This window comes from Metapseudomonas phytobenefica (genome assembly GCF_043392685.1).
Lineage (GTDB): Bacteria > Pseudomonadota > Gammaproteobacteria > Pseudomonadales > Pseudomonadaceae > Metapseudomonas.
On record NZ_JBHZGM010000029.1, the window covers coordinates 1 to 15500 of the forward strand.

16 protein-coding genes are annotated in these 15500 nt (G+C 64.9%); 5 read left to right on the forward strand and 11 right to left on the reverse strand.

Going from position 1 to position 15500, the window contains the following annotated elements; genetic code table 11:
- Positions 1-469 (reverse strand): amino acid permease (locus ACFW0B_RS20100; RefSeq protein ID WP_449150807.1); only part of this gene is annotated, 469 nt, incomplete at its 3' end.
- A 510-nt stretch (positions 470-979) separates the two neighbouring features.
- On the opposite strand from ACFW0B_RS20100, the gene ACFW0B_RS20105 reads away from it, so the two are divergent.
- On the forward strand, positions 980-1492 hold the full coding sequence (locus ACFW0B_RS20105; protein WP_449150751.1) for a GNAT family N-acetyltransferase: 513 nt from the start codon (positions 980-982) through the stop codon (positions 1490-1492).
- Between the two features lie 99 nt (positions 1493-1591).
- On the opposite strand, the gene ACFW0B_RS20110 is transcribed toward ACFW0B_RS20105, so the two are convergent.
- From ACFW0B_RS20110 to ACFW0B_RS20120, 3 genes are all read right to left on the reverse strand, one after another.
- Positions 1592-2098: a DUF3015 domain-containing protein gene (locus ACFW0B_RS20110; protein WP_449150752.1), complete on the reverse strand. Its 507-nt coding sequence runs from the start codon at positions 2096-2098 to the stop codon at positions 1592-1594.
- A gap of 143 nt (positions 2099-2241) precedes the next feature.
- On the reverse strand, positions 2242-2508 hold the full coding sequence (locus ACFW0B_RS20115; RefSeq protein WP_449150753.1) for a hypothetical protein: 267 nt from the start codon (positions 2506-2508) through the stop codon (positions 2242-2244).
- A gap of 85 nt (positions 2509-2593) precedes the next feature.
- Positions 2594-3796: an NAD(P)/FAD-dependent oxidoreductase gene (locus ACFW0B_RS20120; protein ID WP_449150754.1), complete on the reverse strand. Its 1203-nt coding sequence runs from the start codon at positions 3794-3796 to the stop codon at positions 2594-2596.
- Between the two features lie 330 nt (positions 3797-4126).
- Between ACFW0B_RS20120 and ACFW0B_RS20125 the strand changes: the two genes are divergently transcribed.
- Entirely contained in the window at positions 4127-4660 is a 534-nt protein-coding gene (locus tag ACFW0B_RS20125) for an RrF2 family transcriptional regulator (RefSeq protein ID WP_449150755.1), read from the forward strand.
- A 174-nt stretch (positions 4661-4834) separates the two neighbouring features.
- Here the strand turns inward: ACFW0B_RS20125 and ACFW0B_RS20130 are convergent, their stop codons facing one another.
- Entirely contained in the window at positions 4835-5413 is a 579-nt protein-coding gene (locus ACFW0B_RS20130) for a CGNR zinc finger domain-containing protein (protein WP_449150756.1), read from the reverse strand.
- A gap of 177 nt (positions 5414-5590) precedes the next feature.
- Here ACFW0B_RS20130 and ACFW0B_RS20135 point away from each other — a divergent pair, with 177 nt between their 5' ends.
- From ACFW0B_RS20135 to acuI, 3 genes are all read left to right on the forward strand, one after another.
- Complete coding sequence (locus ACFW0B_RS20135; RefSeq protein WP_449150757.1) at positions 5591-6478, forward strand: alpha/beta fold hydrolase; 888 nt, start codon at positions 5591-5593, stop codon at positions 6476-6478.
- A gap of 148 nt (positions 6479-6626) precedes the next feature.
- Entirely contained in the window at positions 6627-7259 is a 633-nt protein-coding gene (acuR, locus tag ACFW0B_RS20140) for an acrylate utilization transcriptional regulator AcuR (RefSeq protein ID WP_449150758.1), read from the forward strand.
- A 66-nt stretch (positions 7260-7325) separates the two neighbouring features.
- On the forward strand, positions 7326-8309 hold the full coding sequence (gene acuI, locus ACFW0B_RS20145; protein ID WP_449150759.1) for an acrylyl-CoA reductase (NADPH): 984 nt from the start codon (positions 7326-7328) through the stop codon (positions 8307-8309).
- Between the two features lie 16 nt (positions 8310-8325).
- Here acuI and ACFW0B_RS20150 read toward each other — a convergent pair whose 3' ends face one another.
- The 6 genes from ACFW0B_RS20150 to benC all read right to left on the reverse strand — a co-directional run bounded on the left by ACFW0B_RS20150 (position 8326) and on the right by benC (position 15499).
- The gene (locus ACFW0B_RS20150) at positions 8326-9192 is read right to left on the reverse strand and encodes a methyl-accepting chemotaxis protein (protein ID WP_449150761.1); all 867 of its coding nucleotides are present in this window, start codon (positions 9190-9192) and stop codon (positions 8326-8328) included.
- 161 nt (positions 9193-9353) lie between these two features.
- Positions 9354-10613, reverse strand: a complete 1260-nt coding sequence (locus ACFW0B_RS20155) for an OprD family porin (RefSeq protein ID WP_449150762.1) — start codon at positions 10611-10613, stop codon at positions 9354-9356.
- 125 nt (positions 10614-10738) lie between these two features.
- A complete protein-coding gene (locus ACFW0B_RS20160; protein WP_449150763.1) occupies positions 10739-11953 on the reverse strand; it encodes a benzoate/H(+) symporter BenE family transporter in 1215 nt (404 codons plus the stop codon).
- A 118-nt stretch (positions 11954-12071) separates the two neighbouring features.
- A complete protein-coding gene (locus tag ACFW0B_RS20165) occupies positions 12072-13403 on the reverse strand; it encodes an MFS transporter (protein ID WP_449150764.1) in 1332 nt (443 codons plus the stop codon).
- A gap of 187 nt (positions 13404-13590) precedes the next feature.
- On the reverse strand, positions 13591-14367 hold the full coding sequence (locus ACFW0B_RS20170; RefSeq protein WP_449150765.1) for a 1,6-dihydroxycyclohexa-2,4-diene-1-carboxylate dehydrogenase: 777 nt from the start codon (positions 14365-14367) through the stop codon (positions 13591-13593).
- Between the two features lie 118 nt (positions 14368-14485).
- Entirely contained in the window at positions 14486-15499 is a 1014-nt protein-coding gene (gene benC / locus ACFW0B_RS20175; protein WP_449150766.1) for a benzoate 1,2-dioxygenase electron transfer component BenC, read from the reverse strand.
- Position 15500 lies beyond the last annotated feature (1 nt).

Consider the following 15500-nt stretch of genomic DNA (forward strand, 5'->3'; position numbering starts at 1 on the left):
TGAAAGCGACGGCGCAAATCACGATGAACAGCGCCAGCGGCACCATCTTGGCGATGGTGGTCAGGGTATTGATGAACGCCGCCTCCCTGATCCCGCGCAGCACCAGAAAGTGCAGGAACCAGAGCAGCACCGAGGCACAGATGATCGCCGGCAGGGTGTTGCCCTCACCGAACACCGGGAAGAAGAAGCCCAGGGTGCTGAACAGCAGCACCATGTAGCTGACGTTGCCGATCCAGGCGCTGATCCAGTAGCCCCAGGCCGAAGAAAAGCCCATGTAGTCACCGAACCCGGCCTTGGCGTAGGCATATACACCGCCATCGAGCTTGGGCTTGCGATTGGCCAGGGTCTGGAAGACGAAGGCCAGCATCAGCATGCCGACCCCGGTGATCAACCAGCCGATCAGGGTGGCACCGGCACTGGCACTCGCTGCGATGTTCTGGGGAAGAGAGAAGATCCCGCCGCCCACCATCGAGCCGACGACCAGGGCGATCAGCGCCCCGAGCTTCAATTTATCGCTGGAGGTGGCGACCTGTGTCTGCTTGCCGGGTTCGGCCTGCTTACCCAACTGCACGTTGCTGGTTGAATCGACCATATAAAGCTCCTTGCCGAAACGGCATTGCTCATTTGAATGGCCGGCCAACCGGAAATGGTCGTTACCGCACAGCATGACCCTTCGCGTGGTCCCTGCCACCGAACAGACTGCTTGAATCGCTGCTGGGAGCTGGTTCGACCCAACTCGCGCCCCGCAGCCGGGCAACGCCATTCGAATCGCAGGGAGGCCTGGGAGCCTCGCGGCATGGGGTAATGCCCAGCCGCCTCCGCATCGAATCGATTTGAGTGTAGCCAGCAAGTTGAAGATGCCAGCGGCAGAAGCGCGCGGACCTCCGTGGCTGTATGGAAAATTTGCCTGCGATCTGCACCTACCGGTCGCCGCTGCACCGCCCTAGCATCGATCACTTCGAAAAGGCAGGGCCGTGCGATGAACGAGATTCCCGGAAATATCGACTTGTCAGGATTGAGGGCGCGTCGGCTGGCGCCGGATGACCTTCAGATGATCTGTGTACATCGCCAGGCCATGTTCCTCGAAACCGGAGGCGATCCGTCGGATCTGCAGGTGATGACCGAGTACTTCCGGCCCTGGCTGCGTCAGCGCCTGGCCGATGGCCGTTACTACGGCTTCGCCCTGCTGGACGATGGGCAGCCCGTGGCGGCGATAGGCCTCATGAACATCGAATGGCCCCCGCATCCGTCCCATCCCTGCCAGGACATGCGCGGCTATGTGCTGAATGTGTACGTCGAACCGGCCTATCGGCGTCGCGGCCTGGCCTCGGCGCTCATGAAGCTGGCCGAAGCCGAATTTGCGCAGCGCGGGGTGAGCTTTGCCGTGCTGCACGCCACCCAGGCCGGCAGACCGGTATATGAAGCGCTGGGCTGGGCGGCCACTGCGGAAATGTCCAGGACGATAGGGGCGCAGGCCACAGTCCTGCCGTAGGTGGGGCCTAGCAACGAGGCCCGACATCCGCCCCCGCGGCGAAACAGCCTCCGGACAGCAAAATGCCCTCCGAAGAGGGCATCTTGCGAATGCGGGTTATCAGCTTGGCTGCTTGACGTAACGGGCCAGCTGCTGGTCGCGGCTCATCACGTCCAGGGTGTTGGCGAGCACCTGATCACCGGTCGTTTCAGGCGAAACGAAGATGCTGGAAAAGTTGGCCTGGGCGACCCGGGCGAAGTGGGCGCGGTCGCCCTGCTCGATACCCAGCAGGATCGCGTAGGCATCCAGCGCCTCGCCCTGGCCCTGGGCCATGTCTTCGGCGATGTTGTCGAGCATGCCGTTCATGGCGAACAGGGAGCGTCCGCCGTAGTGGATGGTCACGCTGGAATCGCAGCCGTTGGTACCCGAGGTCAGGCCGAAGGTGGCGTTGCCCGAGGTGCCGTTGGTAGTGGTCGCCAGCAGGTGCGGACCCAGGCCACGCTGGCCCTCGAACACCATGTTGCCCCAGCCGCAACCACCGCCCTTGCCCTCGGCGGCTTGAGCCATGACACCGGCAGTGCCGAGCAGGCCGAGGACCAGCGCTTTACCAATGAATCTCTTGATCATGTCCTTTTTTCCTTGGTCATTTGAACTTCAGGGGCGCGTGTTCAGCCGACTTCCCCACGGAGCGACACGCGACCACCAGAATGTCTAGGTGACACCTGCGACTCTTTCAACTCCGGACTGGTCCGGCATCAGCCGCAGTGGCTTCAGAACTTGCCATCCTGCATTGGTTCCGGCGTCCTGGCTGGCGATTCGAATTCGAGGCCGGTCAGCCAGCCGCTGGCCATGATCGAAGCGAACATGCCGGAAACCGGCTTGGCGCACGGGTCTACGGCGAGGTGCAGGCGCCAGGAGCTGCCCTCGGGCGATATCGGCTGCAGGGACCAGGCGGCGTCGGGCAGGCACTGACTGATGAATTGTTCGATGGTGGCGGCAGCCAGAGGGCGGGTGGAAATCATGACCGTCAGGCTCATGGCAGGCTCCGGGCATGGAAATCGGGGCCTGGGGCCACCCGTCACGGGACGGGCGACCCAGGCGATGGGCTAGCGATTGCGGCTATCAGGCGACGACCGGGATCATCGGGTCGGCGGCAGCCAGTGCACTGGCGCGATCAGCCGCCGGCGGATAGATCCACACGGAGTTGATCTGCTGCTTGATGGATTTGCCTTCCTGACGCTCGTACCTGATCTGACGGTCCCAGCCTTCGGTGAACACGGCGCCCCAGGCGCCGAGGTCAAGGCAGGTGACGTACTTGGGCTGGCTGTAGGGGATCGGCGTCACGCCCAGCAGGCTGGCCGCCACGTTGTTACCGGCCGAGCGCCCCAGGGCGATCGCGTGCTGGCAGGACATCAGCGCATGGTTGCCCTGGTCATCGCATGCCGCGCGGGCGACGTCGCCGGTGGCAAATACGCCGTCATGCCCGTGCACCTGAAGATTGGCGTCGACATGAAGGCGCCCCTGGGCATCACGCTCGGCCGGAACCTGTTCGGTCAACGGGTTGGCGCGCACACCGACGGTCCAGACCACGGTGTCCGCCTCGATGCGTTCGCCGTTGGACAGGGTCACGCCGGCAGCATCCACCGAATCCACACTGCTGTTCAGGCGCCATTCGATACCCAGTTCGGCAGACGCCTCGACGATGGCGGCACGCGGCCCCTCGCCCAGGGCGGCACCGATCTGCTGGCCACGGTCGACCACGATCACCCGCACATCGGCGTCCTCGCCCAGCACGGCACGCAGACGTGCCGGCATTTCAGCAGCGGTTTCGATACCGGTGAAGCCGCCACCGGCCACCACCACGGTGTTGCGGCTGGCGCTTGCGGGGCGCTCCGCCAGGGTGTTCAGGTGGCGCTCCAGGCGCACGGCTTCTTCCAGGTTGTCCACGTCGAAGGCGTGCTCGACACCGGCCATCGCCGGGCGCACCACCTGGCTGCCGGAAGCCAGTACCAGGCGGTCGTAGGCCAGCTCGGCGAACACGCCTGCGGCATTGCGATAGCCGACACGCTTGCCTTCGACGTCGATGCGCTCGGCATAGCCCTGGACGAAGGTCACCCCCACGGCGTCGAACAGGTCACCCAGCGGCGCCACCATCTTGTGCACCTCAGGTTCGTAGAAGCGCGGACGAACGCGCAGTTCGGCCTGGGGGGCGAGCACGACCACTTCGACGTCATTACGCCCGTGCTGGTCCAGCAGGCGAGTTGCGCTCAGGGCGCTCCACATACCACCGAAGCCGGCGCCGACAATCAGGATGCGTTGTTTCATTGTTCTCTCCACAAGGCGAAAAGCGGGGTTGTTCCGGGCGAATGCACCCGAGCGTCATAGACCGGGGTGTGAGGTCATCGCCCCTGACTACACCGGACAACTGCGACTGTATTAGTCGTAGTTATTTTCGGCAAGCATTTTTCCTTGCCGCGTTGTGCCGCTCGTCGCCATCATGCCCTCCAGGCCGCGACAAAATTGGGCTTAAAGGCTTCAATCCTTTAGCATTGAGGCGTCAAAAGTGCAGGAAGGCTTCCGTCACCAAGCTGGGAAAGCGGGAAACGCAATAGATGATGGTCGCCACAATGGCGACTCAATTAGTCGGAGTTAAAGATGGCGTTGTACAGCGCGGGCGTGGAGTACGGCATCCACTGCCTCATCTATCTCGCAGATGAAAAAGGCAATGGCCGCGAAGCCAGCGTGCGCGCCCTGGCCGAACTGCAGGGCGTGCCGCCGGAGCTGCTGGCCAAGGTGTTCACCCGTCTGGCCAAGGCAGGACTGGTGGCCGCCACCGAAGGCGTGCGCGGCGGTTTCCGCCTGGCGCGGCCGGCTGACGAGATCACGGTGCTGGACATCGTTCGAGCCATCGACGGCGACAAGCAGATCTTCGAATGCCGCGACGTGCGCGAACGCTGCGCGATCTTCGGCGAAAGCTGTCCCGCGCCGGATTGGGCGCTGGCGGGCCCCTGCTCCATCCACGCCGTGATGATGCAGGCACAGAAACGCATGGAAGAGGCGCTGGCGCAGCAGACCGTGCTGGACCTGGTGCGCCGCGTGGTGCGCAAGGCGCCACCGGAGTTCGGCGAACAGGTCCTGCGCTGGATGAACGATCGCCATGACGGCAAGGCGGAAGTCGGGCCGCTCTGAGCCCTCTCTCATAGCAGGCGCCAAGCCCTCGGCCGTCGCAGGTTGTGGCTGAGCCCAAGAAGCCCAACATGCGAAGTCAAACCCCGCCGTGTTGGGCTTCGCTGCGCTCTGACCAACCTACGGGAGGCCTGCGGCCTCCATCGCGAATAAATTCGCACAGGAGAAGAGCGCAGCCTATTGCTGCTTGCGTTTGCGGAACTCGGCCACCTTATGCCGGTTGCCGCACAGCGCCATGCTGCACCAGCGGCGGCGATGGGACTTGGTGCGGTCGTAGAACCAGAGCACGCAGTCGGGGTGTTCGCATTCGCGCACCAGATTGAAGTCGCCTTCGACCAGCAGCTGCGCCGCCATCTCGGCCAAGGGCGCCAGGTACTGCTCGGCGGTGGCACTTACCCGCACCGTTTCCAGTCGTGGCTTTCCGCCTGCCGACCAGTCCAGCCGCAGGTGGCTGGGCGTTGCCAGGAAGCGGTTGAGTACATCCGGCGAACCTTGGCCGCCTGCCTTGCGCTGCTCCACCAGAGCGCGCACCGCTTCGCGCAGGGTCAGTGCCGCCTTCAGCAACTCGCCCTTGGCGAAGCTCGCCTCAGGCAGCCCCCAGCCAGTAAGGGCCAACCAGGCCCGGACATCCTCATCGCTGTGCCAGAACTCAAGGGGAGCTCCGTCCATCACGGCCTGGGTGTTGAGCATGTCCAGCACAGGGTGGTCGGCCAGTACGAAGGGTTCGAGGGGCGACGAGGAAGCAGCGGTGGTCATGATGGCGCTCCGGAAAGGTGGATGGCGAAAGAGTAACCCCATAAAGCGCGATTGAATAGTTACGACGAATGGCACAGGTAACCTCTAATTAACCTATTGACAGGTTACCTGGCAGGTTCATACTCAGCCCCAGCAGTAACCATCAATCAAGAATTTACAAGTTACGGAGTGACCGCAATGACCTCGCCCATCGTGCATACCCCGGTTCGCCACCAGTTCGTCGAAGCAGACGGTGTTCGCGTCTTCTACCGTGAAGCCGGCGACCCGGCCGCGCCCACACTGCTGCTGGTGCACGGCTATCCCAGCTCGTCCCACCAGTTCCGCGACCTGATCCCGCTGCTGGCCGACAAGTTCCACATCGTCGCACCAGACCTGCCGGGGTTCGGTTTCACCGAAGTCCCGGCGGAACGCGAGTACCACTACAGCTTCGATGCTCTGGCCGTCACCCTCGGCGCCTTCGTCGACAAGCTGGGCCTCGAACGCTACGCGCTCTATGTGTTCGACTATGGCGCCCCCACCGGCCTGCGTCTGGCCCTGGCCCACCCGGAGCGCGTTACCGGTCTGGTTTCGCAGAATGGCAATGCCTATCTCGAAGGCCTGGGCGATGCCTGGGAGCCCATCCGCGCCTACTGGGCCGAGCCTGGAAATCCCGAGCGCCGCAAGGTGGTGCACGATGCCGTTCTGCATCTGGAAGGCACCCGCTGGCAGTACCTCCATGGTGTTAAGGACGAGACTCTGGTAGCCCCTGAGTCGTACTACCTGGATGCGCTGCTGCTGGAACGCCCGGGCAACAAGGACATCCAGCTCGACCTGTTCCTCGACTACGCCAACAACCTGAAGCTCTATCCAGCGTTCCAGGCCTTCTTCCGCGATACCCGACTGCCGACCCTGGTGATCTGGGGCGAGCACGACCCCTTCTTCATCCCGCCGGGCGCCGAGGCCTTCAAGCGCGATAACCCAAATGCGGTGGTGGAGTTGCTGGATACCGGGCACTTCGCCCTGGAAACCCATGTCGGCCATATCGCCCAGCGGATTCATGAGGTGTTGGGGGAAATTCCGGCTTGAGGGCGGGACCTTTCTGAGCGAATTCATTCGCGATGCGACCAACGGGGCCGCTTCACAGCCCCTTCGCGAATGAATTCGCTTACAAGGTGTTCCCTACAAGATTGGTAGCGATTGACCTTCTAGACGATCAGTCTAAAATCCTCTCCCCATGACCGACACCCAAGCCAAATCCCGTCGCGGCCGGCCGCCCAAGGTCGCTCGCGACTTCGACGATACCCGTGCCGCGCTGATCCGCTGCGGCATGGAGATCCTCACCGAGCAGGGTTTCATGTCCACCGGCATCGATGCGGTGCTCAAACGTGTGGGCGTGCCCAAGGGCTCTTTCTATCACTACTTCGACAGCAAGGAAGCCTTCGGCCAGGCAGTGCTGGAGAGCTACGCCTCCTACTTCGCGCGCAAGCTGGATCGCTGGCTGCTGCAGGAAGATGTGCCGCCGCTACAACGCCTGCACGACTTCGTCGAAGACGCCAAGGCCGGCATGGTCCGTTACCAGTTCTGCCGGGGCTGCCTGGTGGGCAACCTGGGCCAGGAGGTGGCCATCCTGCCGGAGAGCTTCCGCCTGGAGCTTGAAGCCACCCTGTGCGGCTGGCAGGACCGGCTGGCGCGCTGCCTGCGGGAAGCACAGGTTGCCGGCGAACTCGCGGCGGAGGCCGATTGCGAGGCGCTGGCGGCATTCTTCTGGATCGGCTGGGAAGGTGCCGTGCAGCGCGCCCGGCTGACGCGGGACAACGTCCCGCTGGAAGTGTTCTTCAAAGGTTTTCTCGCCGGATTGCCGCGCTAGCCCTCTGCGGGCGGCGCGGTTTTCCTGGCCTATTTATAGACGACTGGTCTAATTGGAGGTGTGAGCATGTTCGACGCAATCCTGATCGAGAAGGACGAGGCCGGTTACCGCGCCCGCAATACCCGGCTGGATGAGGCGCAACTGCCCGAAGGCAACGTCACCGTGCGGGTGGATTACAGCACGCTGAACTACAAGGATGGCCTGGCCATCACCGGCAAGAGCCCGGTGGTGCGGCAGTTTCCGATGGTGCCGGGCATCGACCTGGCCGGCACGGTGGAAACCAGCAGCCACCCGGACTACAAGGTGGGCGACGCGGTGCTGCTCAACGGCTGGGGCGTGGGCGAGACCCATTGGGGCGGCCTGGCCCAGAAAGCGCGCCTGAACGGCGACTGGCTGATCCCGCTGCCCGCCGCCTTCAGCCCGCGCCAGGCCATGGCCATCGGTACCGCCGGGTACACCGCCATGCTCTGCCTGCTGGCCCTGGAGCGCCACGGCCTGAAACCCGGCCAGGGCGACGTGCTGGTCACAGGCGCCAACGGTGGCGTGGGCAGCTTCGCCATCGCCCTGCTCGCCCGCCTCGGCTATCGCGTGGTGGCGGCGACCGGTCGTACCAACGAAGCGGACTACCTGAAGGGCCTGGGCGCCGCCGAGATCATCGACCGTCACGAACTCTCCGAACCGGGACGCCCGCTGGCCAAGGAGCGCTGGGTTGCTGCCATTGACTCGGTGGGCAGCCACACCCTGGCCAATGTCTGCGCCGGCCTGCGCGCGGATGGCGCCGTAGCCGCCTGCGGCCTGGCCCAGGGCATGGACTTCCCCGCCAGCGTGGCGCCCTTCATCCTGCGTGGCGTGAGCCTGCTGGGGATCAACAGCGTGACCCGCCCGCGGGCCGAACGCATCGAAGCCTGGGACCGCCTGGCGCGGGATCTGGACGTCAGTCAGCTGGACGCCATCACCCGCGAGATCGGCCTGGGCGATGCCATCGCCGTGGCCGGCGACCTGCTGGCCGGCAAGGTGCGCGGCCGCGTGGTGGTGAATGTGAACGCCTGATGCCAAAGGGCGCCGCTTAGGCGCCCTCTTCCAACAAGCCGGCCATGCGCTGCGCCAGGCTCCGCTGCCCGGCCAGCCGCTGGACGATCCTCTCGACGATTTCCACCCGCGCCGCCGCTCCCGCACGCATCTCACCCATGGCCTGCAGGGCTGCGGCGGATTTCTCCAGACCGGCGCGGGTGGAACCGCTCACATGCTCCATTCCCGCCCTGGCCTCTTCGGCGGCCTTCTGCAAGCCCTCGGCGATCAGGCGGATCTGCCCGCTGGACTCGTTCGCGCGCAGTGACAGGTTGCGTACCTCATCCGCCACCACCGCGAAGCCGCGGCCGTGGCTGCCAGCCCGTGCCGCCTCGATGGCGGCATTGAGCGCCAACAAATTGGTCTGTTTGGCGATGTCCTGGATGCTGCCGACAATGGCGCCGATACGCATGGACTGGCTGCCCAGCTCGTTGAACACCTGGCCGATATGCGCCATGTAGGCATCCAGCTCACTGATGGCGCCGGCTGTGGCCTGCATGCTCTCGGCACCGAGCTGCACCTTCTCGCCGGCCGCGCGGGCCAGGCTGTTGGCGTACTGCATGTCCGCCTCGCAATGGATGATGGCGTCTAGCAGCTCGCCCAGTGGTGCGTTCAGGTGGATGTGCAGGGCGGCTGGCGCCGGCTCCTGGTGGAGTTCGCTGACGACCTGGCGCGCCGGCTCGTACACCGGAACCTCGACCCGCACCTCGACCAGCCGAGGTGGCTGCAGGTGGTAAAGCGCACCACCTGCGGCGATGGCGATCAGGCCCAGGCCCAGCAGCCAGGCGCTGCTGGTGAGATGGGCGGACAGACAAAGAAGGCCGCCGCTGCCAAGCAGCAGTGCGGCCAGAAGATTGCGGGGCATGGGAAAGCACTCCTGTCAGGTCTGGGTCCGGATAGGGTGTGGGAGCGAATTCATTCGCGATGGGCAGCTCAGCTGCCCAATTGGCCTGAACAATGCAGGCCTGCGGCCTGCTTCGCGAATGAATTCGCTCCCACAAAAAGAGCAGGCAACGACGCCCGATCTCAGAACAGCGTCCAGGTGTAACTCAGGATCAGGCGGTTCTCGTCGATATCGGTGCGGTAGTTGGAGCGCGCGGTGACGTTGCGCACACGCATGCCCAGGCCCTTGAGGGTGCCGCTCTGGACGACGTAGCTGATGTCCAGGTCGCGCTCACGGTCCTTGCCCTCGAAGCCTTTGCCGGTATCGACGTTGTCACCGCTGATGTAGCGGGTGCTGGCCACCAGGCCGGGAATGCCGAGGGCGGCGAAGTCGTAGTCGTAGCGCACCTGCCAGGAACGTTCGTCGGCGAAGGCGAACTCGTAGGTCGGCACCTCGTTGCCCAGCGGGCTGACGTTGGCGAATACCCGAGGGAAGGAGCTGTCGCCGAAGATGGCCTGGTAGCCGACGAAGAAGGTGTGGCCGCCACGCTTGGCCGAAAACAGCGAGTAGAAGGCCTGGTTGTCGATTTCTCCGATGAGTTTCTTGCCGTCCTCGCTGGAGTCGAAGTAGCCGAGGTTGGCGCCCAGCACCCAGTCGCCCAGCGGCTCGCTGTGCTTGAGGCCGAAGAAGCGCTGGTCGTAGATGTCTTCCAGCTGGGCATACCAGGCGCTGAGCGTGGTGCGGCTGGAATTGAAGGCGTAGTCGGCGCCCGCGTAGTTGAACGCGTCGCTGAAGGCCTGGCGCTGCGGCAAGTGGCCGAGCATGGCCTGCATCTTGTCGTCGCCGGACTCGTTGCGCAGGCTGGTGGATTTCAGGTGGCCGCCCTGCAGGGTGAGGCCCGCGATCTCGTTAGAGGTGATGCTCGCGCCCTGGTAGCTGGGCGGCAGCAGGCGGATGTCACTGAACACCAGCACCGGCAGGTTGGGTTGCAGTTCGCCCACCTTCAGCTCGGTTTTCGACAGGCGCAGCTTCCCGGCCACCCCCAGTCGGCCGTAGTCGTCGGCGGCCCTGCCGTCCTCCTGCACCGGCAGCAGGCCGGTGTTGACCCGGTCCGGGCTGCTGTCGAGCTTGATGCCGAGGGTGCCGATAGCGTCGATGCCGAAGCCCACCGGGCCCGGGGTGTAGCCGGACTTGAAGTTGAGGATGAAACCCTGGGCCCACTCCTCGGCCTTGGACTGCTGGTTCGCGCCGACGATGTCAGAGTAATCGCGGCTGAAGTAGTAGTTGCGCGCCTGCAGGGTCGCGCTGGAATCCTCGATGAAACCGGACTCGGCGGCCTGGGCGAATCCGGCGCTCACGCCGGCGGAAAGCAGTACACAGAGTTTGCTTGTGTTGTGGGTCATGTCGTCACTCTTGTTTTTATAGGGACAAAACTCCCCCGCCGGCCCTCTTTCGGGGCCGTTGCACGCAAGTCGGGAGAGGTGTGGTGATGGCTGCGGACAGCTCCCGCAGCCATCACCGGGTTCGGTCAGGGATTGGCTTCGAGAGCCTCCTCCCCTTCCGGCGTTGCCTTGGGCACACGGCGCGCCTTCAGCAGCAGGTGGGCGAAGAGGCCGAAGATCAGCCCCCAGAAGGCCGCCGACAGTCCGAGGAAGGACATGCCGGAGGCCGTTACCAGGAAGGTCACCAGGGCCGCCTCGCGGTCATCCGGCACCGCCATGGAGCCGGCCAGCGCGCCGGCGATGGCGGCGAACAGGGCCAGCCCCGCAAGGGCCGCGACCAGTTCCTTGGGGAAGGCGCTGAAGATGGACACCAGGGTGGCGCCGAAGATGCCCAGCAGCAGGTAGCACAGCCCGCCGATCACCCCGGCCACATAGCGCTTGTCACGGTCCTCGTGGGATTCGCGACCGGTGCAGATGGCGGCAGTGATCGCGGCCAGGTTCAGGCCGTGGCAACCAAAGGGCGCCAGCAGCAGGCTACCCAGGGCACTGGCGGAAATGATCGGACTGGCCGGGGTCTGGTAACCGTCGTTGCGCAGCACGGCGATGCCCGGCACGAACTGTCCGGTGAGGGCCACCATCACCAGCGGCAGGGCGATGTTGAGCATCGCGTGCCAACTGAATTCCGGCTCGATCCACACGGGCGTGGCGAAGCCGATCACCAGGGCCGATGTGTTCAGCTCGCCCGCGACAAAGGCGAAGGCGCAGCCCACCACCAGCACCGCCATCACCGCGTAGCGCGGCAGCAGACGGCGGAACACCAGGTAGGTGACGAACATCGCCAGCACCATCGCCGGCTTATCCTTCAGCGAGACGAACAGCTGGGTGCCGAAGCTGAACAGGATGCCCGCCAGCATCGCCGCGGAAATGGCCGCCGGCAGTTTGCCGACGATGCGGTCGAAGGCGCCGGACAGCCCCACCAGCAGGATCAGCGCATTGGCCAGGATGTAAGCCCCGACTGCCTCGTTGAGGCTGATGTCCGGCAACATCGATACCAGCAGCGCCGAGCCGGGCGCTGACCAGGCGATCACGATGGGCACGCGAAAGCGCAGGCTGAGGGCGATGCCCAGCACCGCGCTGCCGATGGAGATGGCCCACACCCAGGACGACAGCACCTCGGCCGGCAGCCCGGCGCTCTTGGCGGCCTGGAAGATGATCGCCAGCGGGCCGGCATAGGAAATCACCGTGGCGATGAAGCCGGCCACCAGCGCGGACAGCGAGAAGTCCCTGAACAGACGGGTCATGATTTCGTTCCCTGCATCGTTCTATGTCTGGGCGCGCGCAACTGGGCGGCGGTGAAACCGGACATTTAGGCTCTGCTTTTTCCATCAGGCAAGGGGCGCCGCAGCACCCCTTGGCGGATCAGCCCTGTGCGGCGGCCGCCAGCGGCGCCGCCTTGGGCTCGCGCTGATGGACGAAGCACATGGCCAGGGCGGCGATGGCACCCGGAATGGCGAAGGCCATGAAGTTCAGTTGCAGCGGCAGGTTGATCCCCAGCAGCGCGCCGCCCAGCAGCGGGCCGACGATGGCGCCGTTGCGGCCGATGCCCGAAGCCCAGCCGAGGCCGGTGGAACGGAAGGCCAGGCCGTAGAATTGCGCGGCGGTGGCGTAGAGCAGGATCTGCGTGCCGATGGTGGTGGCGCCGGCTACGGCGATCAGCAGGTAGAGCACCGGGGTCGGGCTCTTGAAGCCCAGCAGGCTGATGGACAGGGCGGCGACGATGAAGAAGGCCACCACCACCCTGGGCAGGTTGAAGCGGTCGCCCAGCCAGCCACCGGCGATGGCGCCGAACATGCCGCCGAAGTTCAGGGCGAGCAGGAACGACAGGCTGGAGCCCAGGCTGTAGCCGGCGTTGGCCATCAGTTTCGGCAGCCAGGAGCTGAGCGCGTAAACCATCAGCAGGCAGCAGAAGAACGCCACCCAGAGCATCAGGGTGCGAATGCCACGGCCTTCGCGGAAGAGCTCCAGCACCGGGGCGCCCTGCACTTTCACTTCGTTCAGCACCAGTTCGTCCTGGTCGCCGATGGAAGCCTGCGGGTCGATGCGCTTGAGGATGGCGCGGGCCTGCTCGGTGCGACCCTGGCGCAGCAGGAAGCCCACGGATTCCGGCAGGTACCAGAGGATCAGCGGCAGCAGCAGGAGCGGTACCAGCGCGGCGAAGAACATGGCTTCCCAGCCGAAGCGCGGCAGCATGTAGATGCCGACGCCAGCGGACAGCATGCCGCCCACGGAATAGCCGCTGAACATGACGGCAACCAGGGTGCTGCGCAGTTTCTTCGGCGCGTACTCGTTCATCAGCGCCACCACGTTGGGCATCAGGCCGCCGATACCGAGGCCGGCGACGAAGCGACAGATGCCGAACTCGGTGGGCGAGCTGGCAAAGCCATTGAGCACGGTGAAGCCGGAGAAGAGCACGAAGCAGATGGCGATGCCCTTCTTGCGGCCGATCTTGTCGGCCAGGGAACCGAAGGTCAGGGCGCCGAACATCATGCCGAACAGCGCGTAACTGCCCAGGGCGCCGGCTTCCAGCGGGGTCAGGCCCCATTCCTTCATGAGCACCGGCAGGACCACGCCGTAGATGAACAGGTCGTAGCCATCGAAGATGAGCAGGAGTGCGCACCAGCACATGACCATCCAGTGGAAGGGCTTGAAGCGCGCGTTGTCGATGATCGCGTGTACGTCGATTTTTCGCATGGCATCTGTCTCTTGTTGTAATTGTCTAGAAACCGCTTGGACGGGCGCGTGACGGTGCCCGGCCGGTAAATTCGTCGCTGTGGATCTGATGGGTTTCGCAGGCTCTACCCATCCTGCGCAGGCCCTACGCGACTCAGGGGTCATTCGTAGGATGGGTAGAGCGGAGCGAAAGCCATCACGGTGATTGTCAGCCCAGGTCACCTCCGCCCACCGGCAGGGTCACGCCGGTGATGTAGCTGGCTTCGTCGGAGGCGAGGAAGAGGATCGCCCCCACTTGTTCGTCGATGGTTCCGTAGCGCTTCATCAGGCTGCTATCGATGGTCTGGTCGACGATCTGCTGGTACCAGACCTTCTCCTCTTCGCTCTGCTGCGCGCTGTTGCGCGGGATGCGGCGTGGCGGCGCTTCGGTGCCGCCCGGTGCGGTGGCGTTGACGCGGATGCCGCGCCCGGCGTTCTCGAAGGCCAGGCAGGCGGTCAGGGCATTCACCCCCCCCTTGGCGGCGCCGTAGGGCACGCGGTTCACCCCGCGGGTGGCGATGGAAGACACGTTGACGATGGCGCCCGCGCCCTGCTCCAGCATGTGCGGCAGCGCGGCGTGGCAGCACCAGAGGGTGGGGAACAGCGAACGGCGCACTTCGGCCTCGATCTCGTGTTCCTGGTAGTGCTCGTAGGGCTTGGCCCAGATAGTCCCGCCCACGTTGTTGATGAGGATGTCCAGCCGGCCGAAGTGCTCCACTGCGGCGGCGGCGACGCGATGGCATTCGGCGAACCGCTCGAGGTCGGCGGTCAGGGCCAGCATCCCGCTGTCCGGGCCCAGCTCGTCCTGCAGCTCGAAGACCAGCTCGGAACGGTCCACGGCAACCACCCGTGCACCCTCCTCCACCAGCCGCTCGGCCACGCGGCGGCCGATGCCCTGCGCCGCGCCGGTGACCAGCGCGACCTTGTCCTGGAATCTCTTGTTCATAGCAGCCTCTGCAAAATGGCTCGTGGCAACGCAATGCCCGTAGGAGCGAGCTTGCTCGCGAATGGCCACACTCGGATCCTTCGCGAGCAAGCTCGCTCCTACAGGGAATCGAGCGGGCTCAAGCCGCGCTGGCGGCGAACTTCTCGTAGTAGAAGTTCGCGGGCGAGATGCCCTGCTCGCGGATGTACTGGCTGACCGCCTCGACCATGGGCGGCGGGCCGCACAGGTACACGTCCACATCGCCGTCGTTGAGGTGCCTGGGCTCGATGTGCTGGGTCACGTAGCCCTTCTGCGGATAGCTGCTTTCCGGGTTGGCCACGCAGGCGCTGTAGGTGAAGTTGGGAATGCGCGCGGCAAAGTCTTCGAGCTTGTCCATCTCCACCAGGTCGAAGTCATTGGTCACGCCGTAGATCAGGTGCAGCGGGTGTTCGCTGCCTTCTTCGGCGATCTTCTCCAGCATCGCGGTGAAGGGCGCGAGACCGGTGCCGCCGGCCAGCAACAGCAGCGGACGACGGATGTCGCGCAGGTAGAAGCTGCCCAGCGGACCGGTCAGGGACATGCTGTCGCCGGCCTTGGCCAGACCGGTGAGGAAGCTGCTCATCAGGCCGCCCGGCACATTGCGGATCAGGAAACTGACCTCGCCGTCCTTCTGCAAGGAGCTGAAGGAATAGGCGCGGGTCTGCTCGCTGCCCGGCACTTTCAGGTTCACGTACTGGCCCGGCAGGAAGGCCAGCTTGCTCAGGGATTCGCCCTTGATGGACAGCGAGATGGTGCTGTCGGAGAGCTGGCGCACGGCACTGATGCTCGCCTCGAAACTCGCCTGCTGGGTCTTGCAGACGTCGGAGGAAGCCGGCACCCGCACCACGCAATCGCTCTCGGCGCGCATCTGGCAGGTGAGCACGTAGCCCTGGGCGGCCTCTTCCTCGCTCAGTGCATCTTCGATGTAGTCCTGGCCCAGGTCGTAGCGGCCGGCTTCGGCGAAGCACTTGCAGGTGCCGCAGGCGCCGTCGCGGCAGTCCAGCGGAATGTTGATGCCCTGGCGATAGGCCGCATCGGCCACGGTTTCGCTGGGGTTGGCGTCGATGAAGCGGGTGACGCCGTCTTCGAAGGTCAGTGCGATCTTGTGAGTCATG